The organism is Bacillus sp. FSL M8-0063, assembly GCF_038005545.1.
GTDB classification, from domain to species: Bacteria; Bacillota; Bacilli; order Bacillales; family Bacillaceae_G; genus Bacillus_A; species Bacillus_A wiedmannii.
Genome location: NZ_JBBOTJ010000002.1, coordinates 726211 through 747142, shown reverse-complemented (window position 1 = coordinate 747142; position 20932 = coordinate 726211). Strand labels below are relative to the sequence as shown.

Genomic DNA, 20932 nt, shown 5'->3' with positions numbered 1-20932 from the left:
ATCTATAGGGGGCATGAAAGTGGCAGAAAATCAAAAAGTTTACGACATAACAATTATTGGTGGTGGTCCAACAGGACTGTTCACAGCATTTTATGGCGGCATGAGACAAGCAAGTGTAAAAATCATTGAAAGCTTACCTCAACTTGGAGGACAATTATCCGCACTCTACCCTGAAAAATACATTTATGATGTAGCTGGATTCCCGAAAGTGCGTGCACAAGAATTAGTTGATAACTTAAAAGAGCAAATGAAGAAATTTGACCCAACCGTTTGTTTAGAAGAAGCTGTTGATACGCTTGAGAAACAAGCTGACGGTATATTTAAACTTGTTACGAATAAGCAAACTCACTATTCTAAATCAGTTATTATTACTGCTGGCAATGGTGCTTTCCAGCCACGCCGCTTAGAATTAGAAGGTACAGCAAAGTACGAAAAGAAAAACTTACATTATTTTGTTGATGATATGAATAAATTTGCTGGTAAGCGCGTCGTAGTATTTGGTGGCGGCGACTCAGCGGTTGATTGGACAATGATGTTAGAGCCAATTGCTGACAAAGTTACAATCGTTCATCGCCGTGATAAATTCCGTGCGCATGAGCATAGCGTAGAAAGCTTAATGAATTCCCGTGCGGAAGTAAGCACACCGTACGTTCCAGTTGAACTCATTGGTGATGACAATATTGAACAAGTCGTTCTTCAACACGTAAAAACGGAAGAAAAAATTATCATCGATGTGGATGATGTAATTGTAAACTACGGCTTCGTTTCCTCTCTTGGTCCAATTAAAAACTGGGGCTTAGATATACAAAAAAACAGCATTCTCGTGAACTCAAAAATGGAAACGAATATTCCTGGCATTTACGCTGCTGGTGACATTTGTACATATGAAGGAAAAGTAAAACTCATTGCTTGCGGCTTTGGTGAAGCACCAACAGCAGTAAACAATGCAAAAGCTTACTTCGATCCAAACGCAAAACTTCAACCGATGCACAGCTCAAGTATGTTTTAATATAGAAATGAAAAGAACTCCTTTTACGTGAAGGAGTTCTTTTATTATTGTGCTACCGTATCCTTCCAAAATATGTTACAATAAACAAGAACAAACGTTCTATTTGATAAGGGGGATATTTTAAAATGAAAGAACCTAAGATCGTAAAAAAAGAAGATTTCCAAGCAATCGGCGTTTCGATTACGACGACAAACGAAAAAGAAGCATCTACTGAAGGAAAAATCCCACAGCTTTGGAACCGATACTTCCAAGAACAAATGATGCATCACATCCCAAATCAACAAACGAAAGAAACATTCGCTTTCTATTCAAATTACGAATCGGATGAAACTGGTACATATCAATTTACGATCGGTATGCCCGTTTCTTCATTAGAAGACGTTCCTGAAAATATGACAACTTTAACAATACCTGCCGCTACATATGCGGTATTTACAACGAGAAAAGGACCAGTTGCTGAAGTCGTTTGTGAGGCTTGGGAATATATTTGGCAATGGTCGAAAGAAAACAAACGTGCTTTTACAACAGACTTTGAGCTTTATGATGAAAAAGCAACAGATCCAACCAACGTACAATTAGATATTTATATTGCATTAGCCTGAACGACAAAAAAGAAGATACCAAATGGTATCTTCTTTTTTGTCGTTAAATAGCCACTGTGCAAACCCAACATTATTGTCTACAATGAGAAAGTGCAGTATAGAAATATTAGAAACTGTATAAAACGATTGTTAATAGGTTTTTTAGTTTAAATTTGTCACATAGAAAGGAAGCAATATGGAGGAACTACAACAAAATAAATCTGCTTTAAAAGAAAATGCGAAACCGTTATTAAAAAATACAAATTTCCTTTTCCTTTGGGCAGCTACACTCTTTTCAAGTTTTGCCCTAGCCTTTTTTACTTTTTCACAAACCTGGTACATAGCAAAAACATTAAACCTTGAGGCTTCACTCGGTGTTGTTTTCGTAGCTCTTAGTGTTCCAAGGCTTATTTTTATGATTATCGGCGGTGCTGTAGCTGATAAATTCCCGAAAAAAAACATTATGTTTTACTCTAATATTATTCGTGCTATTCTTGTCGCAACCATCCTTACATGGTTCATCGTAGGTGATGTAACACTATATACATTTGCTTTATTCGCTTTATTCTTTGGGCTTGCTGATGCTTTTTTCTGGTCAGCTGATGGATCTATCTTGCCTGAACTTGTAGAAAAAAGCCGTTTAACACAAGCAAACTCACTTACACAAATGTCAAATCAAGCATCGGTCATCTTAGGCCCTGTACTGGGCGGAATTCTTATCAAATTTACGAACTATGAGACGATCTTTTCGATCACGATTTTATTACTAATTGTCGCAGCCATACTCGTTCAAAAAATACAATTTACGATGCCAGAACAGCAAAATACAGACAAAGGCATGTTCACTTCTATTAAAGAAGGAATTTTATATGTAAAGGAATCACCATTCCTTTCAACTTTCCTTCTTTGTAGCGCCTTTTTAAACTTATTTTTAATCGGTCCGATGCAAGTTGGTTTCCCGCTTTTCGTTAAAAATGTTCTGCACGGTGACTCGCTTCAGTTCAGTTACTTAGAAGCATCTGTAGGAGGCGGAATGGCAATAGGCGCTGTCATTGTCGGTTTAAAAAATATTAATCGTAGACGCGGTCTATTTTGTATTATCATGATGCTACTGTCTGGTGTATTCTTCTTATCAATCAACTTTAGCACCGTACTTTGGCAAGCATTATTAGCTGGCATGTTTTACGGTATTACAATTGCAATGGCTATCGTTCCGCTTATGGCGATGATTCAATCGACAGTAAAAGAAGAAATGATGGGACGCGTAATGAGTTTACTTATGCTCTCATCAATGGGCTTTATCCCGCTTTCTTATGCATTCACATCAATCGCACTTGCAATAGGACTTCCAATCGTAACCGTTATGAAAAGCGGTGCAATCGCCGTTATCGTCTTCGTACTCTTTGTAGCGATTCGTGTTCCAGTTGTAAGAAAGTTTGATTAACTACTTGGAGTCATGTGTTATACGCATGGCTCCTTTTTAAACGGATCAAATAACAGTATCCCCTTACTTCTTCTCACAGCTGCTCCCCATTCTAGTCCAACCTCTAAAAATAGATCCCGCACTGTACTATATAAGAGCGCCTTAACATTTTTACGGATTTCCCCGTATTTATACGCTCTCACAACACTCTTTACTCGCCAAATGAAATTTCCATACACTTCTTCATCAGCTAATATTTGCTCCAGTAAAACACCTTGCTCTAGTAACCCGCTCTTTTTATATGCAAGTTCCACCTTACTCCAAAATATATTAATCTTTTTCGGATTACGCGTCATTGGCACAAGTGCGTATATAAAAGGCTTCGGTATATCGTGACGGCAATACGTCTCATCAAGTTCGTACGTTTCTTTTCTATTCTCTTTTATTTGTGGAATGTTTTTAAAAATAATTGTTTCCCCTTCACTTTTTTGCTCATTTTTACTACAGCCATCTACACGATCCTCACTTTCACATGCGGACAGTTTCATACGGTCATCCATGCGGTCAATTGCAGATGTAAGAAATACATATAAGTTCGCACTATATCCGCCGCGCTTATGTCTTTCTTTTGTCGCAACACGCTTTATAATTCCTAGTTCCTCTAACTTTGCAATTGAGCGGCGTACTGTACGAATGCTCTTTCCAACTTTTGTAGCAATCGTCTCCATTAACGGACAAGCAACTCCCACTGTTTTCTGTTTCTCATTCACCGCATACTTTCCTAAAAAATGAATGATGGTAGTATCCGTTTTATTTAATTCAAATCGATAGCACTTCAAAATTTGTCTTTGATATGTATTAAACTCTTCTTTACTTCGAAATTCACTATATGGTTTCATTAAATTATATAAGCTTCCCATTTTTATCACCTCATTTATAGGTAAGAGTCAGGAAGCAAAATTGGCGTGATATTTTAAATTTTTTTGGAGGTGACAATATGATCGTAATTAGCGCTTGTTTAGGTGGTATCGCTTGTCGGTATGATGGAAATGACAATCTCGTTTCAAAAATAGAGGAGCTACTTCAGCAAGAAGATACAGTCCTCATTTGTCCTGAAGTATTAGGAGGATTACCAACGCCTCGTCCTTCAGCTGAAATTATTGGCGGGAATGGCGATGATGTTTTAGATGGGAAAGCGAAAGTGATGACAAAAGACGGTGAAGATGTTACAGAAGCTTTCGTGAGCGGTGCTTATAAAGCTCTAGAACAAATGAAAGATTTACATCCAGAATATATTATTTTAAAGGAACGCAGTCCATCTTGTGGTAGTTCTACGATTTACACTGGAGAATTTAACGGGAATAAACAAACTGGTTACGGGGTAACAACTGCTTTATTCAAAAGACATGGATTGAAAGTCATTTCAGAAGAGGATTTCGAGAATATAAAAAGGAATTGACCCTGTTCGTCAATTCCTTTTTCTTTCTTATTTTGCACCTAATTTTTCTTTCACTTTCGCAGGAAGCTCATCTTTCTTTACTTCTTCCCAAGCTGATACACCTTTTTTATCTGAGTGATATACACGTAAGAATGCTTCTTTACGAAGATTTTTTTGTGCATTAAATTCTAATTCTTTTTCTTTCCCGTCTTTATCAAAACCATTTAGTTTATATTCGTAATTTTTATACGGCTCACCATTATCAGATTTACCATTATACTCTTTTCCATCTACTGTAATTTGAACGTAATACTCGTCTTTACCCATACGATTTAAATCACAACCAACTAATAGGCTTGCAAATACAACTAAAATACTAAAAAGTGCAATATATCTTTTCATTTCCTTCACCTCATGTGTTTTTCTTATATTGTTATCTTAAAGCCTAAGCTTTAAAGAAGAAATTCAAAAACATGACATGAACATTACACTTTTGTAAGATAATCATTATTTCTTCACTTTAGAAACCGTCATTCCGTCACCAATTGGACTGAGTACGGATTCTAAACTTGGATGAGTTGCTACTACTTCGTTATAAAAAGCCTTAAGGGAAATGAATTAATCATCCCCCTTAAGGCATTTTATCCTCTATCTCTTTACTGCCAATTTTTTATGTACCTATTACCGCCAATAACGTCTTTCACGCCAGTTTCGCCACTTATCACAGATTTTATCACGTAATTTCCTTATACCGTTTATTACACCTTCTATTATGCATTCTATTATAATATCTATCACAAGGTATCTTATAACTCTAAAAATAGAACCTATAACGTACTTCAATATAAATTCAAAAATATCTTCCAGCATATATCTCCTCTTTCTACCCTTCAAATATAACTCAAACAAAGAGAACTTTAAAAGAAGCTCAAATAAATAATAATGCATAAGTTGAACAACTTAAAGCTACTTTAGCAGCTATTTTTTTGTACCAACTGGCAGTTTCGTCTTCAATATATGAAAAGGGATTTCTAAATGATGAATTGAATATATACTTATTGTTTTCTAGCTTTCGAGCGAAAGTTTTTATATGTCCTAATTTAAAGTTTTCGAGGAGAGAAATACTATGAACCCTATTTTATTGGATGTTCCGTTACAAATAGAAACAGACAGACTCATTCTTCGGGCACCACTTCAAGCTGGTGAAGGGAATATCGTACACGAAGCTATTAAAGATTCCATTCGTGAATTAAAGCAATGGCTACTTTTATTCCAGTCAATTCCTACTGTTGAAGAAACCGAAATTCTCCTGAGAAATGCGCATATAGATTTTTTGAAAAGAGAAAGCTTTCGCTATCTTATCTACCATAAGGAGACGAATGATTTTATTGGAACGGCTAGCCTTCACGAAATCGATTGGAAGGTTTCTAAATGTGAAATTGGATACTGGATTAACACGCAATTTAGTGGTAATGGATATATGACAGAAGTAGTAAGTGCGTTAATAAACTTTGGATTTCAGTTATTCAAATTTAGAAGGATTGAAATACGATGTGAACGTAATAATACGAAAAGTCGTGCAATCCCTGAAAAACTAGGTTTTGAGCTTGAAGGGACATTACGTAATGAAGATCTTTCAGCTGACGGCAAACAACTAACTGATACTTGCATCTATGCAAAAATAAATTAGATTTTAACATTCGTTGTGCAACATATCTTAAAGTCGGTTTCTAAATTGGGAAGGCGACGTTTTTGATTTTTTACGACAAAAGAAAAGACCTCCTTAACGATTTTATTTCATCGCTAAAAAGGTCTTTCTCTATTTCTGCTAAAAACTTAGCACTCTTCTGGCTTACCAGCATTCGTCGCTGTACGGAAAGATGATCCACATCCGCATGATGCGATTGCGTTTGGATTGTCGATTGTAAATCCGCCGCCAAGCATAGATTGTTTATAATCAATTTTTACTCCTTTAACAATTGGAGCACTTTCTGTATCGATAACAAATTCAACACCGAAAAACTCAAGAACTGTGTCGTCTTCTTTTGGTTCTACTTCAAATCCTAAGCCGTAAGAAAGGCCCGTACATCCGCCGCCATGTACAGCAAGGCGCACGTACTTCTCTCCATCTTCAGCATCTTTTAACATATCTTTAATTTGAAAAGCTGCTTGTTCTGTTACTTCAATCATGAAATACACCATCCTTTCTGTTCTCATTCTATTATACATCTTTACGCTTCTATCTTGTACTCATACACTCCGCGGCAAATTACTTCTGCTGGTCCTTTCATTAACACATTGCCTTCTTCTGTCCATGCAATCATTAAATCGCCGCCAGCTAAATGAACTGTAATTTCCTTACCATGTTCCATTTTCCCATTTAAAATAGAGGCTACAACTGCAGCACACGCCCCTGTTCCACAAGCTTGTGTTACACCAGATCCACGTTCCCAAACGCGGAAGTTCATCTCTGCATCATTCAAAATCTCGATGAATTCAACATTTACTCGCTCTGGGAACATTTCATGTGTCTCCAAGACTGGACCAAGTGTTGTAAGAGGCGCTTGTTCTACATCATCAACAAAAATAACCGCATGCGGATTCCCCATTGAAACAGCTGTAAATGCATAGCGATGATTATTGTATAAGAAGTTTTCACGAATAAATGGTGTTTCACCTTCACCAAGCATCGGTATTTCTGCACGTGTTAAACGCGGTGCTCCCATATCGATTTTTGCTAATGTAACTTTCCCTTCTTCTACCGTTACTTCCGCTGTTACAATACCAGCTAACGTTTCAATTGTGAAAACTGTTTCTTCTACTAGTTTATGCTCATACGCATATTTCGCTACGCATCGTAAACCGTTACCACAACTCTTTCCTTCTGAACCATCATTATTAAACATGCGCATTTTCACCGGAGCTACGTCAGATGGACAAATTAAAATCATCCCATCTGCTCCAATACCAGTATTAATATTGGAAACCTTTTCCGCCACAAGAGCTAAATCTTCTTCCGGAATTTGTTCTTCAAACATATTTACATATATATAACTATTGCCAAGACCATGCATTTTTGTAAAAGAAAATCGGCTCATTTGTATTCACTCCAAAAATAGTTTGTTATTTTAAGTATAAAATGCACGCTTTTAGAACACAATATGAATGTCCCCCGTTTCTCATATTTGACAACATTTGGCGATGAGCCATTCTTGCACAAATTGTGTAAGAAAAAAGCCCTTTTACAAGGGCCTTTTTTATTTATATACAATATTATCCTCCCCTGGGAAAGAAAATTTTATCTAATAGAAAAAGAAAAAGGTGCTGCTGATTGCAACACCTTAAAACATTGGATTTTCATCCAAATAATCATATACATTATTGACCAGTTCTTCTACTGTAGCACCTTGTACTACTTCACCATTTACAAGTGCAAACGGTCCTTCAAAACAAATGCCACAATATCCTAAACAACCATACTCCATTACATCTAAATTCGGATCTTTTTCTAATTTCTCTAAAGCTGCTTGTGATCCACTCGCAAGGTTACCTACACAAAATTCAATTAATGGTTTAATCAAAATTCTCCCCCCTGTACTACAAAACAAATTACCTTCTGACTCTATCTATTAAGAAGAAAACTAAGCTGTCTCTTGTTGTTTTCGTTATACATTCTAAACTATTTAGTTACTTCACTATTTCACTTCAAAGTAGATGGTCTTATTTTATATAACATGCTACCTGCAATGAAATAGTAACTAAAAAGGAAAAACAGTTTACTTTACTTTTCTTCTTATTGTACAACAGAGTATTCATTCATGCATTGTTATTTGTTCACAAATTCGATATAATTTGATTGAGTAAAGTCGAAATATTTTATTAATATAAAATTGTATGATTAGGGGATATTTCAACAGAAAAGGGGTAATCCATCATGAAACACCTCGTAATACTAGGTGGCGGCTACGGTGGAATGAGAATTCTGCAGAGGCTACTTCCAAGCAACCAACTTCCAGATGATGTACAAGTGACATTAATCGACAAAGTACCATATCATTGCTTCAAAACTGAATATTATGCATTAGTTGCGGGTACTATTTCAGAAACACATATTCGTATACCGTTTCCCGAGCACCCACGCCTCAATATTCAATACGGCACAATAACAAATATTGATCTCGAAGAAAAAGCTGTTCATCTCGATGGCGGCGAAGCGATCCAATATGATGATTTAATTATCGGTCTTGGCTGTGAGGATAAATATCATAACGTTCCTGGGGCGAAGGAATATACACATAGCCTACAATCGATTGAACAAACACGTAAGACATATGAACAATTAAATAGTCTAGAACCAAACGCAACAGTAGCTGTCGTTGGCGCTGGATTAAGTGGCGTTGAAGTTGCAAGTGAACTTCGCGAAAGCCGTTCTGATTTAAAAATTCACTTATTTGATCGAAAAGATAGAATTCTATTCCCATATCCAGAGAAATTAAGTAGATACGTAGAAGAATGGTTCGTAAAACATAAGGTTACTATTATACGAAACGCTAACATTACAAAAGTAGAACCAAATATTGTGTACAACCACGATGAACCACTTGAATGTGATGCAATCGTCTGGACAGCTGGTATTCAAGCAAATGAAGTTGTTCGAAACCTTCCAGTTGAACAAGATGGTAGCGGACGGGTTGTTTTAACAAAATATCACAATATTCCAAATAACGAGCACGTGTATGTTGTAGGAGATTGCGCAGCACTTCCACACGCTCCATCTGCACAACTTGCTGAAGGTCAAGGAGAGCAAATTGTCCAAATATTATTAAAACGTTGGAACAATGAACCACTTCCTGACGAACTACCTGTAATCAAATTAAAAGGTGTTCTCGGCTCTCTTGGTAAGAAGCACGGCTTCGGTTTACTTGCAAACCAACCATTAATGGGACGTGTACCGAGATTATTAAAATCCGGTCTTCTTTGGATGTATAAATATCATAAAGGTTAATACTTTACAAGCTGTCTACTAAGTAGGCAGCCTCTTTTATGAGTTACAATATAATTTTCAGACACATCTTTCTCAATATGGATAATGATTTATTTTTCATTTTTATATTAAAAACTATCGATGAACAGTGTATGCTATTTATAAGTTGTTTTATTTCCTTTAAGACCGAAGTCATTCGGTCTTATTTTTTTATGTTGTAAACACTTTTACAGGAGGTATTCCATTTCACTTATGAACTTAACGAAACTAAACAATCGAATAGAAGTAAAGAAGAAAGAATTGATCTATCTCGTTGAAAAGTACGGATTCACTCATGATAAAGTGATTTCTTTCAGTCAAGAATTAGATCGTTTACTTAACTTATTAATAAAACTCAAGACGAAGAAAAAACGTTGCTCTTTATAACCGTTATCTTCTCTTTTTTGATACGATATAAATAGAATCAGAAAGGAGCCATTTATGTTTATATTAAAAGACGTTACATACAAAGATATACTACACATTCCTTATTTACAGATTCAAAAAGAAAAAATCACATGTATTATCGGTGAGAGTGGGAGCGGAAAAAGTACATTGCTTCGCATGCTAAATGATTTACAATCTCCAACATCCGGTACAATTGAATATAACGGAAAGCTGATTTCTGATTATCCTCCTATTCAATTACGACGTGACGTAGTCATGCTTGGGCAAACTCCACCTATTTTTGATGGAACGATTAAAGACAATTTATTAATGGGACTTCGTCTTTCCGAAAAACCATTTCCAAATGATGATATTTTGCGAGGCGCACTAACGACTGTTAGCTTAGAAAAAAATTTAGAAGACAACGCCGATTCATTATCAGGCGGAGAAAAACAGCGACTTGCTTTTGCACGTATCGTACTTATGGATCCACCTGTTTATTTATTAGATGAACCAACCTCGGCACTAGATAGCGATACAGAACGCCGCGTTATGAAACAATTTACTATGCTAGCAAAAGAAAAGAAAAAAACAGTTATCTTCATCACACACTCACAACAACTTCCAGAAGAAATTGCAGACGATATTATTGAAATTAGCAAAACAAACGGTGCAACTAGAAAGGAAGTGCTCTCAGTTGAAGGGCGTTATTGAACTCCAAATTTGGCAACTTGCCGCTGCATATATTTTTATTCTTATTTTAATAGGTCTTGTAAAATTAAAAGGAATACCGCGTGAAAAACAAATTGCGCTCGCAACATTCCGTATGACGATTCAGCTCGTACTTGTTGCATATGTCCTTACATACGTATTTGAAAATAGTAATCCATTTTATACAATTGCTCTTATTACTTCTATTACTACCTTTGCCATTTTTAATATTTATAAACGAGTTAACATCCCGATGTCAAAAGACTTAAAACGAGTAGCCGCGCTTTCCATGGTTGCCGGATCAATCGGGCCACTTCTACTATTTATCTTTGTTATTATCGGGCATGATCCTTGGTATGCTCCGCAATATATCGTTCCGATTACAGGAATGTTAGTTGGAAATGCAATGACAGGTGTTTCTCTCGGTGCAAATACGTTCTTAAACAATATGAAATCGCAAAGAGGTCAAATTGAAGGAGCACTTATGCTCGGTGCAACACCGAAAGAAGCAACTGCTCCGCTCATACGTGACGCTTTTGACTCTGCTATTTTGCCAACAATCAACTCCATGGTCGGAATGGGAATTATAAGCCTACCAGGCATGATGACTGGTCAAATCTTAGCTGGTGTATCACCATTTACAGCCATTCAATATCAAATCGCCATCATACTCGGTATTTCTGGGAGTACTGCCTTTGCTGTCATTATCTTTTTACAGCTTGGATATAAAACATTCTTTAATAAACGGTGTCAGTTAAAAGAGATTGACTATGGTGCGCGGTAAATGTTGCACTGTTCACGGTAAATAAAATTATATAGACTTACCGATAAAAAATGACAATAAAAAAGAGGAGGCTAATCGCCTCCTCTTTTTACTTACGCCTTCTTAACGAACTGTGATTTTAACTTCATAGCTCCGAAACCGTCGATTTTACAATCAATATCGTGATCGCCATCAACTAGACGGATACTCTTTACTTTCGTACCGATCTTCACAACTGAAGAAGTTCCTTTTACTTTTAAATCTTTAATGACAGTAACAGCATCGCCATCTTGAAGAACGTTTCCGTTCGCATCTTTTACAACTTTTGCACCATCATTATTTTCAGCTTCTGCTTCTTGGCCCCACTCATGAGCACACTCAGGACATACGAAAAGAACGCCATCCTCATACGTATATTCTGAATTACATTTTGGACAATTTGGTAAAGTAGCCATAAATTCATTTCCTCCGTTCATTATTTATACGTAAAAATCAAAATTGATGTTTACATCTCGATAAATAAAATTTGTACAGCATTTCTTTATAGTGCCATAGTCTTACGTTATTGACAAGCCTACCTGGAATTCTCATTTATTATTGTATTTTACAAATTTTCAATTCGTATGGTGTTTCCAATAAAAAAAATGAACCTTCACAGGATTCTTCTTTTCAAAATAAACGAGTTTTCACTAGAAACTCCAACTATTTTCTTCAATATAAAATTGATACTCTTCTAACTCTTCTTCACTTAACTTTTTATTATTCTCATATACTTCTTGCCATTCAAAATAGTCTTCACTAAAATAAACAGCAAATTTTATTTTCACATTTTTCTTCTCTGTATAATCATAACCAGTAAACTCTACTACGTCATAATCTTTTTCTTTCTTCACAAACTTCCAAGTTGGATCATCCGTCATAATCTCTCAAGTAACACCTTCACTACTTTAGCGAACGACATTTTGTATATTTGATAATAAAAATGTTTCACATGAAACTATCTATATTTCGTATTACCTTACCTCTACACAGTACATGTAAATCCATTTCTCCAAAATACGAAAGACGCCCTTTTCAAAAAGGCGTCTTTTTACAGTTGAAAATTTACTAATATAAAAAATGAATTATTGAATAAATGAATTACCCATGGAACGAGTAAATTATTTGTTTTCTTATAAGTGTAGGCTAAACATATACCACCACCAAAAATATATAAAACACCACCTAAAGTAAGTGGATGCCCTAAAGTAAATATAAAAGCACTTATAACAATACTAGTAAGTGTAGAAAAGCGCTGAGATAATTTTGTGAAAAACATCCCCCGAAATAAAAGTTCTTCCCAAATCGGTGCGAAAATTGTGAGTACAACTACGTATAAAATGATTTCACTTTTAGTAGGCTCTATTACTATATTAGATTCATTCACACCAAGCCCATGTGGTAAAACTAAATTTAATACCGCAAGATATATAAGCAGTACGATCATCGTCATTACTATCGTTACATAATGCTTAAAATTATTGAACTGTATTGATTTTAATAAATGTGCACAGTAATTTCTTACTGGTGAGTATATTAAAATAATAGTAAGAAATGTTAAAGGCGGAATAAGATAATCTACATACCATGGATATAAGGAAGAGTCATATATAATGTTCAAAAAATCAATTCCATACATGACTCCAAAAATAATTATTATCATACTAATTACTTCGCGCATACTCATTTGTACATTCTTTTCTTCATATGTAGCTAATTCTGTATTCATCCTATCCCTCCAGTATAATTAAACCTTTTAATCCATTATATACCAATTCTAACACAAAAACAGACGATACAATCTAATGTATCATCTGTTTTTTTCCTACAATTTCTCTCTACATGTTTCAATTAAATGCAGTAAGTACTTCCTCGTCATATCTGCCCTTCTCCACCTTGAGAGCATTCGCTTTTCTTTTGGATTCTGCCGTATTCTCGCTACTTCTTTTAATAAAAGTCCCCATTCTTCCGCTGAACGTTCTAACAAGTATTGCAATCCACTATCTTTTGAAACGATTGTTTTATGATCCAGTGTATATAAAATACGGCCCATCGTAACGACAGCTGATTCTACCCACTCTTCTACGAAAAATAAATATGGCTGCTTTGCTTTTTCACTCCAGTATTGTTCTACGTTGTATTTCATCGTATTTACTACATCGTCCCACCTTATTTGAAACGAAAGATCTTCAGCTTCTTTCCCAGTAACTGTAATACCTTGATTTTTTAACGTCCACCATGTGACCGCATTAATATCCCAATGACCTATATTTGCTTTACCATCTGCACAATACACGTACTCATTCATTTCATCATTGTATTTTCCTAAATCAGCAAGCGGAATATACATACCATCCATTCTTTTACCTAACGTACTATCACTAAGTTTCTTATGAAGTTCTACAAGTTGCTGTTTTTCAGCTTCATTCACAGAATCACTTATTACCGTAACAAAATCAACATCGCTCGTTTCTGCATGAAATGCACCAAGTGCGATGGAGCCGTAAATATATACCCCGACTATCTTTTCGTCCAAAAAAATTTCTTTTAATTCTACTGTGTACCGCTCCATTAACTGTTGTACTTCCGTTGGTAACGCATGCTTCACTCCATTTTTCACATCTATCCCTCCAATAAAAAAGAGCCTTTGCGAATTCGCAAAGGCTTCCTGTTTTATAAATATTTCTCGATTTCTTCGTAAACATCCTTCAAACGAGGATTTCCTTCTCCAACAACTTCTCCATTTACAAGAACGACTGGATAAAATAGATCTTCCTCCACTACGCGCTCTGCGAATGCTTTTTTATCTTCATCTTCTTGTTTTTCTTGAAAATCAATATACTCGAAATTAAATTTATTTTCTTGTCCTTCATATTTACGCCCAATTGCCGCTTGTAACCATTCAAACGTTTCTGTTGAAGATGGCATTCCAACGCAGCTTGCACAAATTACTTTCGTCCCATACACTTGCACATTAACCATTTCTTCTCCCCCGCTTCTTGTTTCAACAGTATATTCAGATGTCTTAGTACATAAGCACATCATTTTACAAACTTATTCCCTACCCCTATACTGAAAAAACACGTTATAAACATGATAAAAAATTTCGACATTAAAACAAGAACAGAAAAAATAGATTTTCCCCTCTATCTTGATTATAATAAAACTGATGAAAGGAGTCGATAAAAATGGAAAACCCACATATGGAAGAACAAGTACTAGAAGTATTAGATAAATTACGTCCATTCTTACTTCGCGATGGCGGAGACGTTGAATTAGTAGACATTGAAGAAGGTATCGTAAAATTACGCCTTATGGGTGCTTGCGGAAGCTGCCCAAGTTCTACAATCACACTAAAAGCTGGTATCGAACGCGCATTACTTGAAGAAGTACCAGGCGTTATTGAAGTAGAACAAGTATTTTAATTAAAAGCGGAAGCGGCTCATTCAGAACAGGAGGTCATTGGAGCTCCTGACGAAGAGGCGCTTTTTGCCTCACAGGAAGGCGCGAAATGGCCGACTGTTCTAGCCGCTGAAGCTAGATATTAATCTAAAAGCGGAAGCAGCTCGTTCAGAATCGCTTCCTAGGAAGAGACCCAAATGGGTCTCTTTTTTTATTCAAATAACACTTCTCCTTTAACATCATAAAACAAAATTGGAAATCCTTCTCAAAAAGTGAGATAATTAATACTATAGAATCGTTCACACATATACAGAAAAAAACATAGGGGGACGACACATGCCAAGAATGGGAAACACTTTTTTAACAATTCAAGAACTAGAAAAGAAAAAAGAATATTTATTAGACCTTTCATCCGTTATACCAACATGGAATACAAGCTATCAATTTTTATTTAAAGAAATCCAGCAAGAATTATTGAGTAAAGTAAATGAAAAAATCGAAAGACATCAATTCATTTTAAATATATGTACAGATCAACAGGTAGGGGCATAATGTATTACATACAATTGTAGTATAAAAAAAAGAGACCTCACCCGGTCTCTTTTTTATTTTAAGATAGCCAATCTAATTTCCTAATACCTAACTTATCAACTGGTAAACGAAGTGATCCATAAAAGTGCTTCATAAATTGCTCAGAGCGGTTCACATCGTGTAAAATGGCTTCTAAGCGATCTCTATATATGCTTTTTTGTTCTTCATTTCCTGTTTGGTAATATCGTTCGACTGTTTCAAAATAGTGAAGTGGGAACAGGAGCCTTGCAAATAATAAGCGCCAACCAAAAGAGGATAGCGAATAATTTCGTTCATAGTCTGTAACAAATTGAACGATTGTTTGCTCCCAGTCTTTCTTTTTTTCTATCATCATATAGCGGATTAATTCTGCCATATCTCGAGTTGGGTGATCATACACCCAATCAAAAGGAAGTTTGAGGCGCTTCGTTTGATGCCATAATAAAGGTGTGAATCGTTCTTGGCAAATTGTTGCTGCATCAGTCATTTGCGGCGTATCATCCATCTCTGTATCAACAACATATTGAATTGCATTTTCTGCAACTCCTAAGTAATACGGGAAGGATTCAATAAACAATTGATCGAATACGTCTGTAGGGTGGTTCATCACTTGTGATTGCCAAAACTTTTCTAATTGGTCGAGTCTTTTTTCCCATAACGCTTTCCATTCACCAATGCGGCTTAATTGCTCGATTTCTTCTGGAAAGAATGCGCCTCGTTTATGGAATATAGAAAGCTCACTTCCTAATGATGTAGCATGTCGTTCTAACGCACGCATACCTTTTAATAAGCAGTAATTTTGTTCTTCTATCTCACATACATAGTAGCCGTGTATAGTCGGAACGAAAGTCGCTACAGTTATATCCCCTTGCTGGTTCATATAGTCACTGAGCTTTTTCATCTCTACAAGTACTTCTTCCTCCATTTCTCCAATTGGAACAAGTACATAAATTTTGTTGCGAATCCAAAAGCTTTTATAGGGGCCAAGGGGGATTAATTCTTTAACATGCATGTGATAATGCTCATAAATATGATGAATCATCGCAGTCGCCACCTATGGTTTTTCTTTATATATATGAGCTTGTGCTCGCCTTTCATGCCTATGCACATGATAAAGCAACGAAACGTATACAAATACTAAAAAGAAAAAAAGGTGATAAACATGAAAGAATCAAATCAACTACAAGAAAGAGCATTACAACTATTACAAGAGCGCGGTGTAACAATTGACGATATTGCTGAGCTTGTTCATTTTCTTCAAAAAAAATATCATCCAAATTTAGAGATGTCAGAATGCCGTTATAACGTTGAGCGTGTATTATCAAAACGTGAAGTACAAAACGCACTGATTACTGGTATCGAACTCGATGTTCTTGCTGAAAAAGGAATGTTAAGTGAGCCGTTACAAGATATCGTAAAACGTGATGAAGGCTTATACGGAATTGATGAAGTGATCGCACTTTCTATCGTTAATGTGTACGGCTCTATCGGTTTCACGAACTTTGGATATATCGATAAATTAAAACCTGGTATTTTAGAATTCTTAAATGATAAATCATCTGGAAAGGTGCATACATTCCTTGATGATATCGTTGGCGGAATTGCTGCCGCTGCTTCAAGCCGCTTAGCGCATAGAGCTGAGCATTCGGAATAAAATATGAAAGACCGTCAGTTTCATACTGACGGTCTTTCATATTCCATGAGCATAAATTCTCTTCCGCGGCTTAAAAAAATAGGACCTTGTTGAAAACCTATTTTTTTATATAGCGTAATCGCCCTTGTATTAAATGTCGCTACACTAAGTCGAAACATCTTCGGCTTATATTCTTTCGCTGCAAAGGCTATCCCAGCTTGAAAAAATATGTTACCCAGCCCTTTCCCTGTTAACGCTGGCTTCATGCCAAGTCCGATATCAATTACATCTTCACCACCATATAAATGAGCATCTCTTCCACCTGGTACTTGTGCATTTTCCCCAAAACAAAAATAGCCGATAAACTCTCCCTTATCGTCACAACAGCCATAATACGTCCCATCTAATAATTCTTCTATTGCTTCTTCCTCTCCTGAAAAATTATACAAATCATAAGGTTCTTCATACGTCCACGTATTTATCTCATTTGCTTCTGCTACCGTTAACTTATGTATATCCATCCTTCTCTCTCCTAATCAAATATTCTATATATACTCATTCATTTTTCGCGCCTCATTTCCCTCTAATTGGAATATGCATAATTACATACGCACACCTATGAAACAAATGGTACAATTTATTTGAATCGCTGTTGCTACACTTCTTGATCAAAGAAAAGGCGTTAAAACGGATATTAGCGCCTTATCAAACTCAAGCAATTGGCACATTTTGTCATCATGAAAGACACTCGAAAGAGTGTCTTTTTTTTATATCTCACAAGGACTTACTCATTTCAACATATAAACACATAAAATAATGTAACTCTTTACATGCATGAACCCTTTTCTCAAAGTTTTGAAGTAGACTCAAAATAAAAAAAGCACTCTTGGCTAGAGTGCTTTTTACTTTCAAATAAGGAGGTTACATAATATGGATAGTACTCTCGTATTTAATTTCGGCATTGGTATTGTCATCATTTTATTTGTTTTCTTTGTTCTTTGTATGAGTGGGGTATAGAAAGACGATTTTTGCCGTCTTTTTATACATATGTATCATTTGACTTCCGCAAAAGAAGTAACCATAATAGTTACATAAATAAAAAACTATTCACATATCCACAAATAGGAGGAAGAGCAATGAAACATGTAATCGTTTATGCACACCCAAATACAGAAAGCTTCAACCATGCAATTTTAGAAACGGTAAAAAGTGAATTAGAAGAAAAAGGTCATGAAGTACGCGTTCGTGATCTATACGAATTAAACTTCAATCCAGTATTAGGCGCTTCCGATTTCATCTCATTTTCTCAAGGAAATACACCAGAAGATATTAAAGAAGAGCAAGAGCACATCTCTTGGGCCGATAGCATTACATTCATTTATCCAGTTTGGTGGGCGGGACTTCCTGCTATTTTAAAAGGATACGTTGACCGTGTATTTAGCCACGGCTTCGCTTATGCTTACGGTGAAAATGGTATTGAAAAGTTATTAAGCGGTAAAAAAGGATTATTATTATCCACAATGGGAAATACGAAAGAAGCATACACAGCAGGCGGTATGTTTGAAGCAATGAAGAAAACAGCGGATGTTGGTATTTTTGAGTTTACAGGCATTGAAACAATTGAGCATACATTCTATACGAGTGTTCCTTCTGTGGATGATAATGTGCGTAAACAATATCTTGAAGAAGTGAAAGAGGTAGTAAATCGTGCATTCTAATAAAAAACTCCGGTTGTTAAAACCGGAGTTTTTTATTTCATCATTAATTTCGGAATATATCTTTGAAGAATGCTTTCTAATTCATTCATATCTTCCTGTCTAATAAGTAAATTCACATTGTCATTCATTTTTTCTCGCCCGCGATATAAAAATATATTTTCTTTTGGATTTTCCCATGTCGATGTTTTATAGCCTTTTAATTCTTCGTATGAATAAAAGTTTAATCCGTCTACTACACCTTTTTCATATATTTGTACACTTTTAATAAGATGGATAGCTATTAAAGTCATAAAACAACTTGCTACAACATAACTACCCGACTGAATAAGAAACTGTTCAGCTGTATCAATATCGCCACTTACGTACTGAGCATATATATACATACATTGTCCAATGAAATATGCTGGTCCAAGTAATGCAATCCAACGTCTCTTCACTCGTGGATATGTTGCAATAAGTTTTCCCACACTTTTTTTCATTTCATTTATTTTATATATCTTCCATAGAACAAAAAATAAAACACATAATGTAAAAACAAACATAATACATGACATCCAGTACACTCTAATTCCCTCCCCTCAATATCATTACATATAAATTTTACATTTTATATAACAATAGCACATATGCAATTATGCATAAAAAAACAGGTAACCACTTCCGGTTACCTGTTTTTCATTACATCTTCTCAATCCACTCCGTCAAGTTATGCACAACTTGCGTTGGTTGTACTTCATATTCTGTTAACTTCTCCACAGTTGTGACTCCAGTGTGGACAAGAAGCGTATGCATGCCAGCATTTACTCCCGCTAAAATGTCTGTATCGTAGTTATCCCCAACCATTAATGCTTCATCTTTTCCTATCCCAAGCACTTTTAACGCTTGTTCCATAATGATTGATTCTGGTTTTCCGATAAAGATTGGCTCCACACCTGTTGATACTGCTACAACTGATGTTAATGAACCGTTACCTGGTAATAATCCGCGCTCAGTCGGAATGGCAATGTCTCCATTTGTAGAAATAAACGTTGCGCCGTTACGCACAGCAAGACAAGCTTTTGCTAATTTTTCATATGTGATGTCACGATCTAAACCAACAACAACGAAATCAGGATTTTCATCCACAAGTTCAAACCCTTTTTCCACAAGCGCATCATGTAAGCCTTCTTCACCAATCATATATACCTTTGCATCTTGTTTACGTTCATAAATAAAGTTCGCTGTCGCCATACTCGTTGTGAATACTTGCTCTGCTTCCGCTGGAATATCGAAACGAACAAGTTTTTCTGCCACTTGTTCTGGTTTACGCGTCGAATTATTCGTAACGAATAAATAAGGAATGCCGCGCTCTCCTAATGCTTTTACGAAGTCGCTTGCTTCTTCAATTTGTTCTTCTCCGCGATACATCGTACCGTCTAAGTCAATTAAGTAACCTTTATACATCATTATGTCTCTCCTTCTATGCTAACGTTCTCACCTATCATACCACTCTTATATTACCCGCTTTTTCCAAAGAAAAAAACGCTTTACCTTAAAGCGCCCCATAACGTTCATTTTTTCTCTTTTACTTGGTAAGAACAACTACAATCGCCCTCACACATGTTTGCCAACGTCTTTACATCTGCTCCTGCAAATAAACGATTATACATCTCTTTTTCATCTTCGCATACTTGCGGGAATCTCTCTGCAATTTCTTTTAACGGACAGTTTTGTTTTTCAATTACGAAAGAGTTCTCTCCATCTCTCTTTATTTGAACCATATAACCATTTTTCTCTTGCATAGCTGCTATCTCTTGCACTTTATATGCTAAACTCTTCTGATTACTCACTCGCTTTTGCAACTGGTCTTCCATTCGCTTCGTTCTCTCTTTTAAAATGTGACTAAGTATTTTTTCATCACCCATTCGAGCTAAATCTTCTAGCATATCAATCGCAAATTGCTTATACTCTTTCGGGAATGTATCTTCTCCCTTTTCACTTAATCCATACAAATAAGTTGGTCTTCCGACATGTTGTCTTACCATCTTAGAATAAATGAAACCATCTTTCTCAAGATTACTTAAATGTCTTCGAATCGCCATTTCTGTAATCTCTAAAACATCAGCTAATTCCGCTACCGTGTGCTCTCCCTTTACTTTCAACAATTGCACAATTTCATCTTTCGTCGTACGTGCTTCCCCCATGCTTCACCCTTCACCCTTCTCCCTTTACTTTCTCACATACAATATAAGATCC

29 protein-coding genes and 1 pseudogene are annotated in these 20932 nt (G+C 35.9%); 13 read left to right on the top strand and 17 right to left on the bottom strand.

What is annotated here, in order from left to right:
* Nucleotides 1-19: 19 nt before the first annotated feature.
* From MKX31_RS26365 to MKX31_RS26355, 3 genes are all read left to right on the top strand, one after another.
* Entirely contained in the window at nt 20-1009 is a 990-nt protein-coding gene (locus tag MKX31_RS26365; RefSeq protein WP_000829782.1) for an NAD(P)/FAD-dependent oxidoreductase, read from the top strand.
* 125 nt (nt 1010-1134) lie between these two features.
* A complete protein-coding gene (locus MKX31_RS26360) occupies nt 1135-1611 on the top strand; it encodes a GyrI-like domain-containing protein (RefSeq protein ID WP_149173739.1) in 477 nt (158 codons plus the stop codon).
* Between the two features lie 175 nt (nt 1612-1786).
* Nucleotides 1787-3034, top strand: a complete 1248-nt coding sequence (locus MKX31_RS26355; RefSeq protein WP_064476305.1) for an MFS transporter — start codon at nt 1787-1789, stop codon at nt 3032-3034.
* A gap of 17 nt (nt 3035-3051) precedes the next feature.
* Here MKX31_RS26355 and MKX31_RS26350 read toward each other — a convergent pair whose 3' ends face one another.
* The gene (locus MKX31_RS26350) at nt 3052-3933 is read right to left on the bottom strand and encodes a helix-turn-helix domain-containing protein (protein ID WP_149173740.1); all 882 of its coding nucleotides are present in this window, start codon (nt 3931-3933) and stop codon (nt 3052-3054) included.
* Between the two features lie 77 nt (nt 3934-4010).
* Between MKX31_RS26350 and MKX31_RS26345 the strand changes: the two genes are divergently transcribed.
* Entirely contained in the window at nt 4011-4472 is a 462-nt protein-coding gene (locus tag MKX31_RS26345; protein WP_098111116.1) for a DUF523 domain-containing protein, read from the top strand.
* Between the two features lie 27 nt (nt 4473-4499).
* Here the strand turns inward: MKX31_RS26345 and MKX31_RS26340 are convergent, their stop codons facing one another.
* From MKX31_RS26340 to MKX31_RS26330, 3 genes are all read right to left on the bottom strand, one after another.
* Nucleotides 4500-4853, bottom strand: coding sequence for a YxeA family protein (locus tag MKX31_RS26340; protein WP_098101656.1), 354 nt, complete (start codon nt 4851-4853; stop codon nt 4500-4502).
* A 105-nt stretch (nt 4854-4958) separates the two neighbouring features.
* Nucleotides 4959-5066 (bottom strand): methyltransferase, encoded by a 108-nt coding sequence (locus tag MKX31_RS26335; RefSeq protein ID WP_081257367.1) that lies wholly within the window; start codon nt 5064-5066, stop codon nt 4959-4961.
* Between the two features lie 66 nt (nt 5067-5132).
* Complete coding sequence (locus MKX31_RS26330) at nt 5133-5321, bottom strand: hypothetical protein (RefSeq protein WP_064476301.1); 189 nt, start codon at nt 5319-5321, stop codon at nt 5133-5135.
* 256 nt (nt 5322-5577) lie between these two features.
* Here MKX31_RS26330 and MKX31_RS26325 point away from each other — a divergent pair, with 256 nt between their 5' ends.
* Entirely contained in the window at nt 5578-6141 is a 564-nt protein-coding gene (locus tag MKX31_RS26325) for a GNAT family N-acetyltransferase (RefSeq protein WP_064476300.1), read from the top strand.
* 146 nt (nt 6142-6287) lie between these two features.
* Here MKX31_RS26325 and MKX31_RS26320 read toward each other — a convergent pair whose 3' ends face one another.
* The 3 genes from MKX31_RS26320 to MKX31_RS26310 form a co-directional block, all read right to left on the bottom strand.
* Nucleotides 6288-6641, bottom strand: coding sequence for a HesB/IscA family protein (locus MKX31_RS26320; protein ID WP_000573830.1), 354 nt, complete (start codon nt 6639-6641; stop codon nt 6288-6290).
* Nucleotides 6642-6682: 41 nt separating this feature from the next.
* Nucleotides 6683-7549 (bottom strand): diaminopimelate epimerase, encoded by an 867-nt coding sequence (dapF, locus tag MKX31_RS26315; protein ID WP_064476299.1) that lies wholly within the window; start codon nt 7547-7549, stop codon nt 6683-6685.
* Nucleotides 7550-7792: 243 nt separating this feature from the next.
* Nucleotides 7793-8032: a YuzB family protein gene (locus MKX31_RS26310; protein WP_000595025.1), complete on the bottom strand. Its 240-nt coding sequence runs from the start codon at nt 8030-8032 to the stop codon at nt 7793-7795.
* A gap of 353 nt (nt 8033-8385) precedes the next feature.
* Between MKX31_RS26310 and MKX31_RS26305 the strand changes: the two genes are divergently transcribed.
* The 4 genes from MKX31_RS26305 to MKX31_RS26290 all read left to right on the top strand — a co-directional run bounded on the left by MKX31_RS26305 (nt 8386) and on the right by MKX31_RS26290 (nt 11356).
* Nucleotides 8386-9456, top strand: coding sequence for an NAD(P)/FAD-dependent oxidoreductase (locus tag MKX31_RS26305; RefSeq protein ID WP_064476298.1), 1071 nt, complete (start codon nt 8386-8388; stop codon nt 9454-9456).
* A 231-nt stretch (nt 9457-9687) separates the two neighbouring features.
* Entirely contained in the window at nt 9688-9861 is a 174-nt protein-coding gene (locus MKX31_RS26300) for an aspartyl-phosphate phosphatase Spo0E family protein (protein ID WP_063222111.1), read from the top strand.
* 54 nt (nt 9862-9915) lie between these two features.
* Nucleotides 9916-10575: an ABC transporter ATP-binding protein gene (locus MKX31_RS26295; RefSeq protein ID WP_076541849.1), complete on the top strand. Its 660-nt coding sequence runs from the start codon at nt 9916-9918 to the stop codon at nt 10573-10575.
* On the top strand, nt 10559-11356 hold the full coding sequence (locus tag MKX31_RS26290) for an ABC transporter permease (protein WP_000679243.1): 798 nt from the start codon (nt 10559-10561) through the stop codon (nt 11354-11356). Before MKX31_RS26295 ends, MKX31_RS26290 begins: the two co-directional genes overlap by 17 nt.
* Nucleotides 11357-11448: 92 nt before the next feature.
* Here MKX31_RS26290 and phnA read toward each other — a convergent pair whose 3' ends face one another.
* From phnA to MKX31_RS26265, 5 genes and pseudogenes are all read right to left on the bottom strand, one after another.
* A complete protein-coding gene (phnA, locus tag MKX31_RS26285; RefSeq protein WP_000212737.1) occupies nt 11449-11790 on the bottom strand; it encodes an alkylphosphonate utilization operon protein PhnA in 342 nt (113 codons plus the stop codon).
* Nucleotides 11791-12024: 234 nt separating this feature from the next.
* A pseudogene (locus MKX31_RS26280) lies at nt 12025-12306 on the bottom strand (DUF2628 domain-containing protein); the annotation flags it as partial.
* 119 nt (nt 12307-12425) lie between these two features.
* Nucleotides 12426-13103: a CPBP family intramembrane glutamic endopeptidase gene (locus MKX31_RS26275; RefSeq protein ID WP_088046863.1), complete on the bottom strand. Its 678-nt coding sequence runs from the start codon at nt 13101-13103 to the stop codon at nt 12426-12428.
* Between the two features lie 96 nt (nt 13104-13199).
* The gene (locus MKX31_RS26270; protein ID WP_340981699.1) at nt 13200-13994 is read right to left on the bottom strand and encodes a nucleotidyltransferase domain-containing protein; all 795 of its coding nucleotides are present in this window, start codon (nt 13992-13994) and stop codon (nt 13200-13202) included.
* A gap of 53 nt (nt 13995-14047) precedes the next feature.
* Complete coding sequence (locus MKX31_RS26265) at nt 14048-14356, bottom strand: YuzD family protein (protein ID WP_048561653.1); 309 nt, start codon at nt 14354-14356, stop codon at nt 14048-14050.
* A gap of 206 nt (nt 14357-14562) precedes the next feature.
* Here MKX31_RS26265 and MKX31_RS26260 point away from each other — a divergent pair, with 206 nt between their 5' ends.
* Nucleotides 14563-14799, top strand: coding sequence for a NifU family protein (locus tag MKX31_RS26260; RefSeq protein ID WP_000431158.1), 237 nt, complete (start codon nt 14563-14565; stop codon nt 14797-14799).
* A 313-nt stretch (nt 14800-15112) separates the two neighbouring features.
* Nucleotides 15113-15328 (top strand): hypothetical protein, encoded by a 216-nt coding sequence (locus tag MKX31_RS26255; RefSeq protein ID WP_064476294.1) that lies wholly within the window; start codon nt 15113-15115, stop codon nt 15326-15328.
* 58 nt (nt 15329-15386) lie between these two features.
* Here the strand turns inward: MKX31_RS26255 and yutH are convergent, their stop codons facing one another.
* A complete protein-coding gene (gene yutH, locus MKX31_RS26250) occupies nt 15387-16388 on the bottom strand; it encodes a spore coat putative kinase YutH (RefSeq protein WP_000581260.1) in 1002 nt (333 codons plus the stop codon).
* A 120-nt stretch (nt 16389-16508) separates the two neighbouring features.
* Here yutH and MKX31_RS26245 point away from each other — a divergent pair, with 120 nt between their 5' ends.
* Complete coding sequence (locus MKX31_RS26245; protein ID WP_000665100.1) at nt 16509-17000, top strand: phosphatidylglycerophosphatase A family protein; 492 nt, start codon at nt 16509-16511, stop codon at nt 16998-17000.
* 20 nt (nt 17001-17020) lie between these two features.
* Here the strand turns inward: MKX31_RS26245 and MKX31_RS26240 are convergent, their stop codons facing one another.
* The gene (locus MKX31_RS26240) at nt 17021-17500 is read right to left on the bottom strand and encodes a GNAT family N-acetyltransferase (RefSeq protein WP_088046861.1); all 480 of its coding nucleotides are present in this window, start codon (nt 17498-17500) and stop codon (nt 17021-17023) included.
* 615 nt (nt 17501-18115) lie between these two features.
* On the opposite strand from MKX31_RS26240, the gene MKX31_RS26235 reads away from it, so the two are divergent.
* Nucleotides 18116-18697, top strand: a complete 582-nt coding sequence (locus MKX31_RS26235) for an NAD(P)H-dependent oxidoreductase (protein ID WP_064476293.1) — start codon at nt 18116-18118, stop codon at nt 18695-18697.
* Between the two features lie 32 nt (nt 18698-18729).
* Here MKX31_RS26235 and MKX31_RS26230 read toward each other — a convergent pair whose 3' ends face one another.
* From MKX31_RS26230 to MKX31_RS26220, 3 genes are all read right to left on the bottom strand, one after another.
* Nucleotides 18730-19260 (bottom strand): hypothetical protein, encoded by a 531-nt coding sequence (locus MKX31_RS26230; protein ID WP_064476292.1) that lies wholly within the window; start codon nt 19258-19260, stop codon nt 18730-18732.
* 115 nt (nt 19261-19375) lie between these two features.
* On the bottom strand, nt 19376-20140 hold the full coding sequence (locus tag MKX31_RS26225) for a TIGR01457 family HAD-type hydrolase (protein ID WP_064476337.1): 765 nt from the start codon (nt 20138-20140) through the stop codon (nt 19376-19378).
* A 107-nt stretch (nt 20141-20247) separates the two neighbouring features.
* Complete coding sequence (locus MKX31_RS26220) at nt 20248-20880, bottom strand: helix-turn-helix transcriptional regulator (RefSeq protein WP_064476291.1); 633 nt, start codon at nt 20878-20880, stop codon at nt 20248-20250.
* Between the last annotated feature and the right edge of the window lie 52 nt (nt 20881-20932).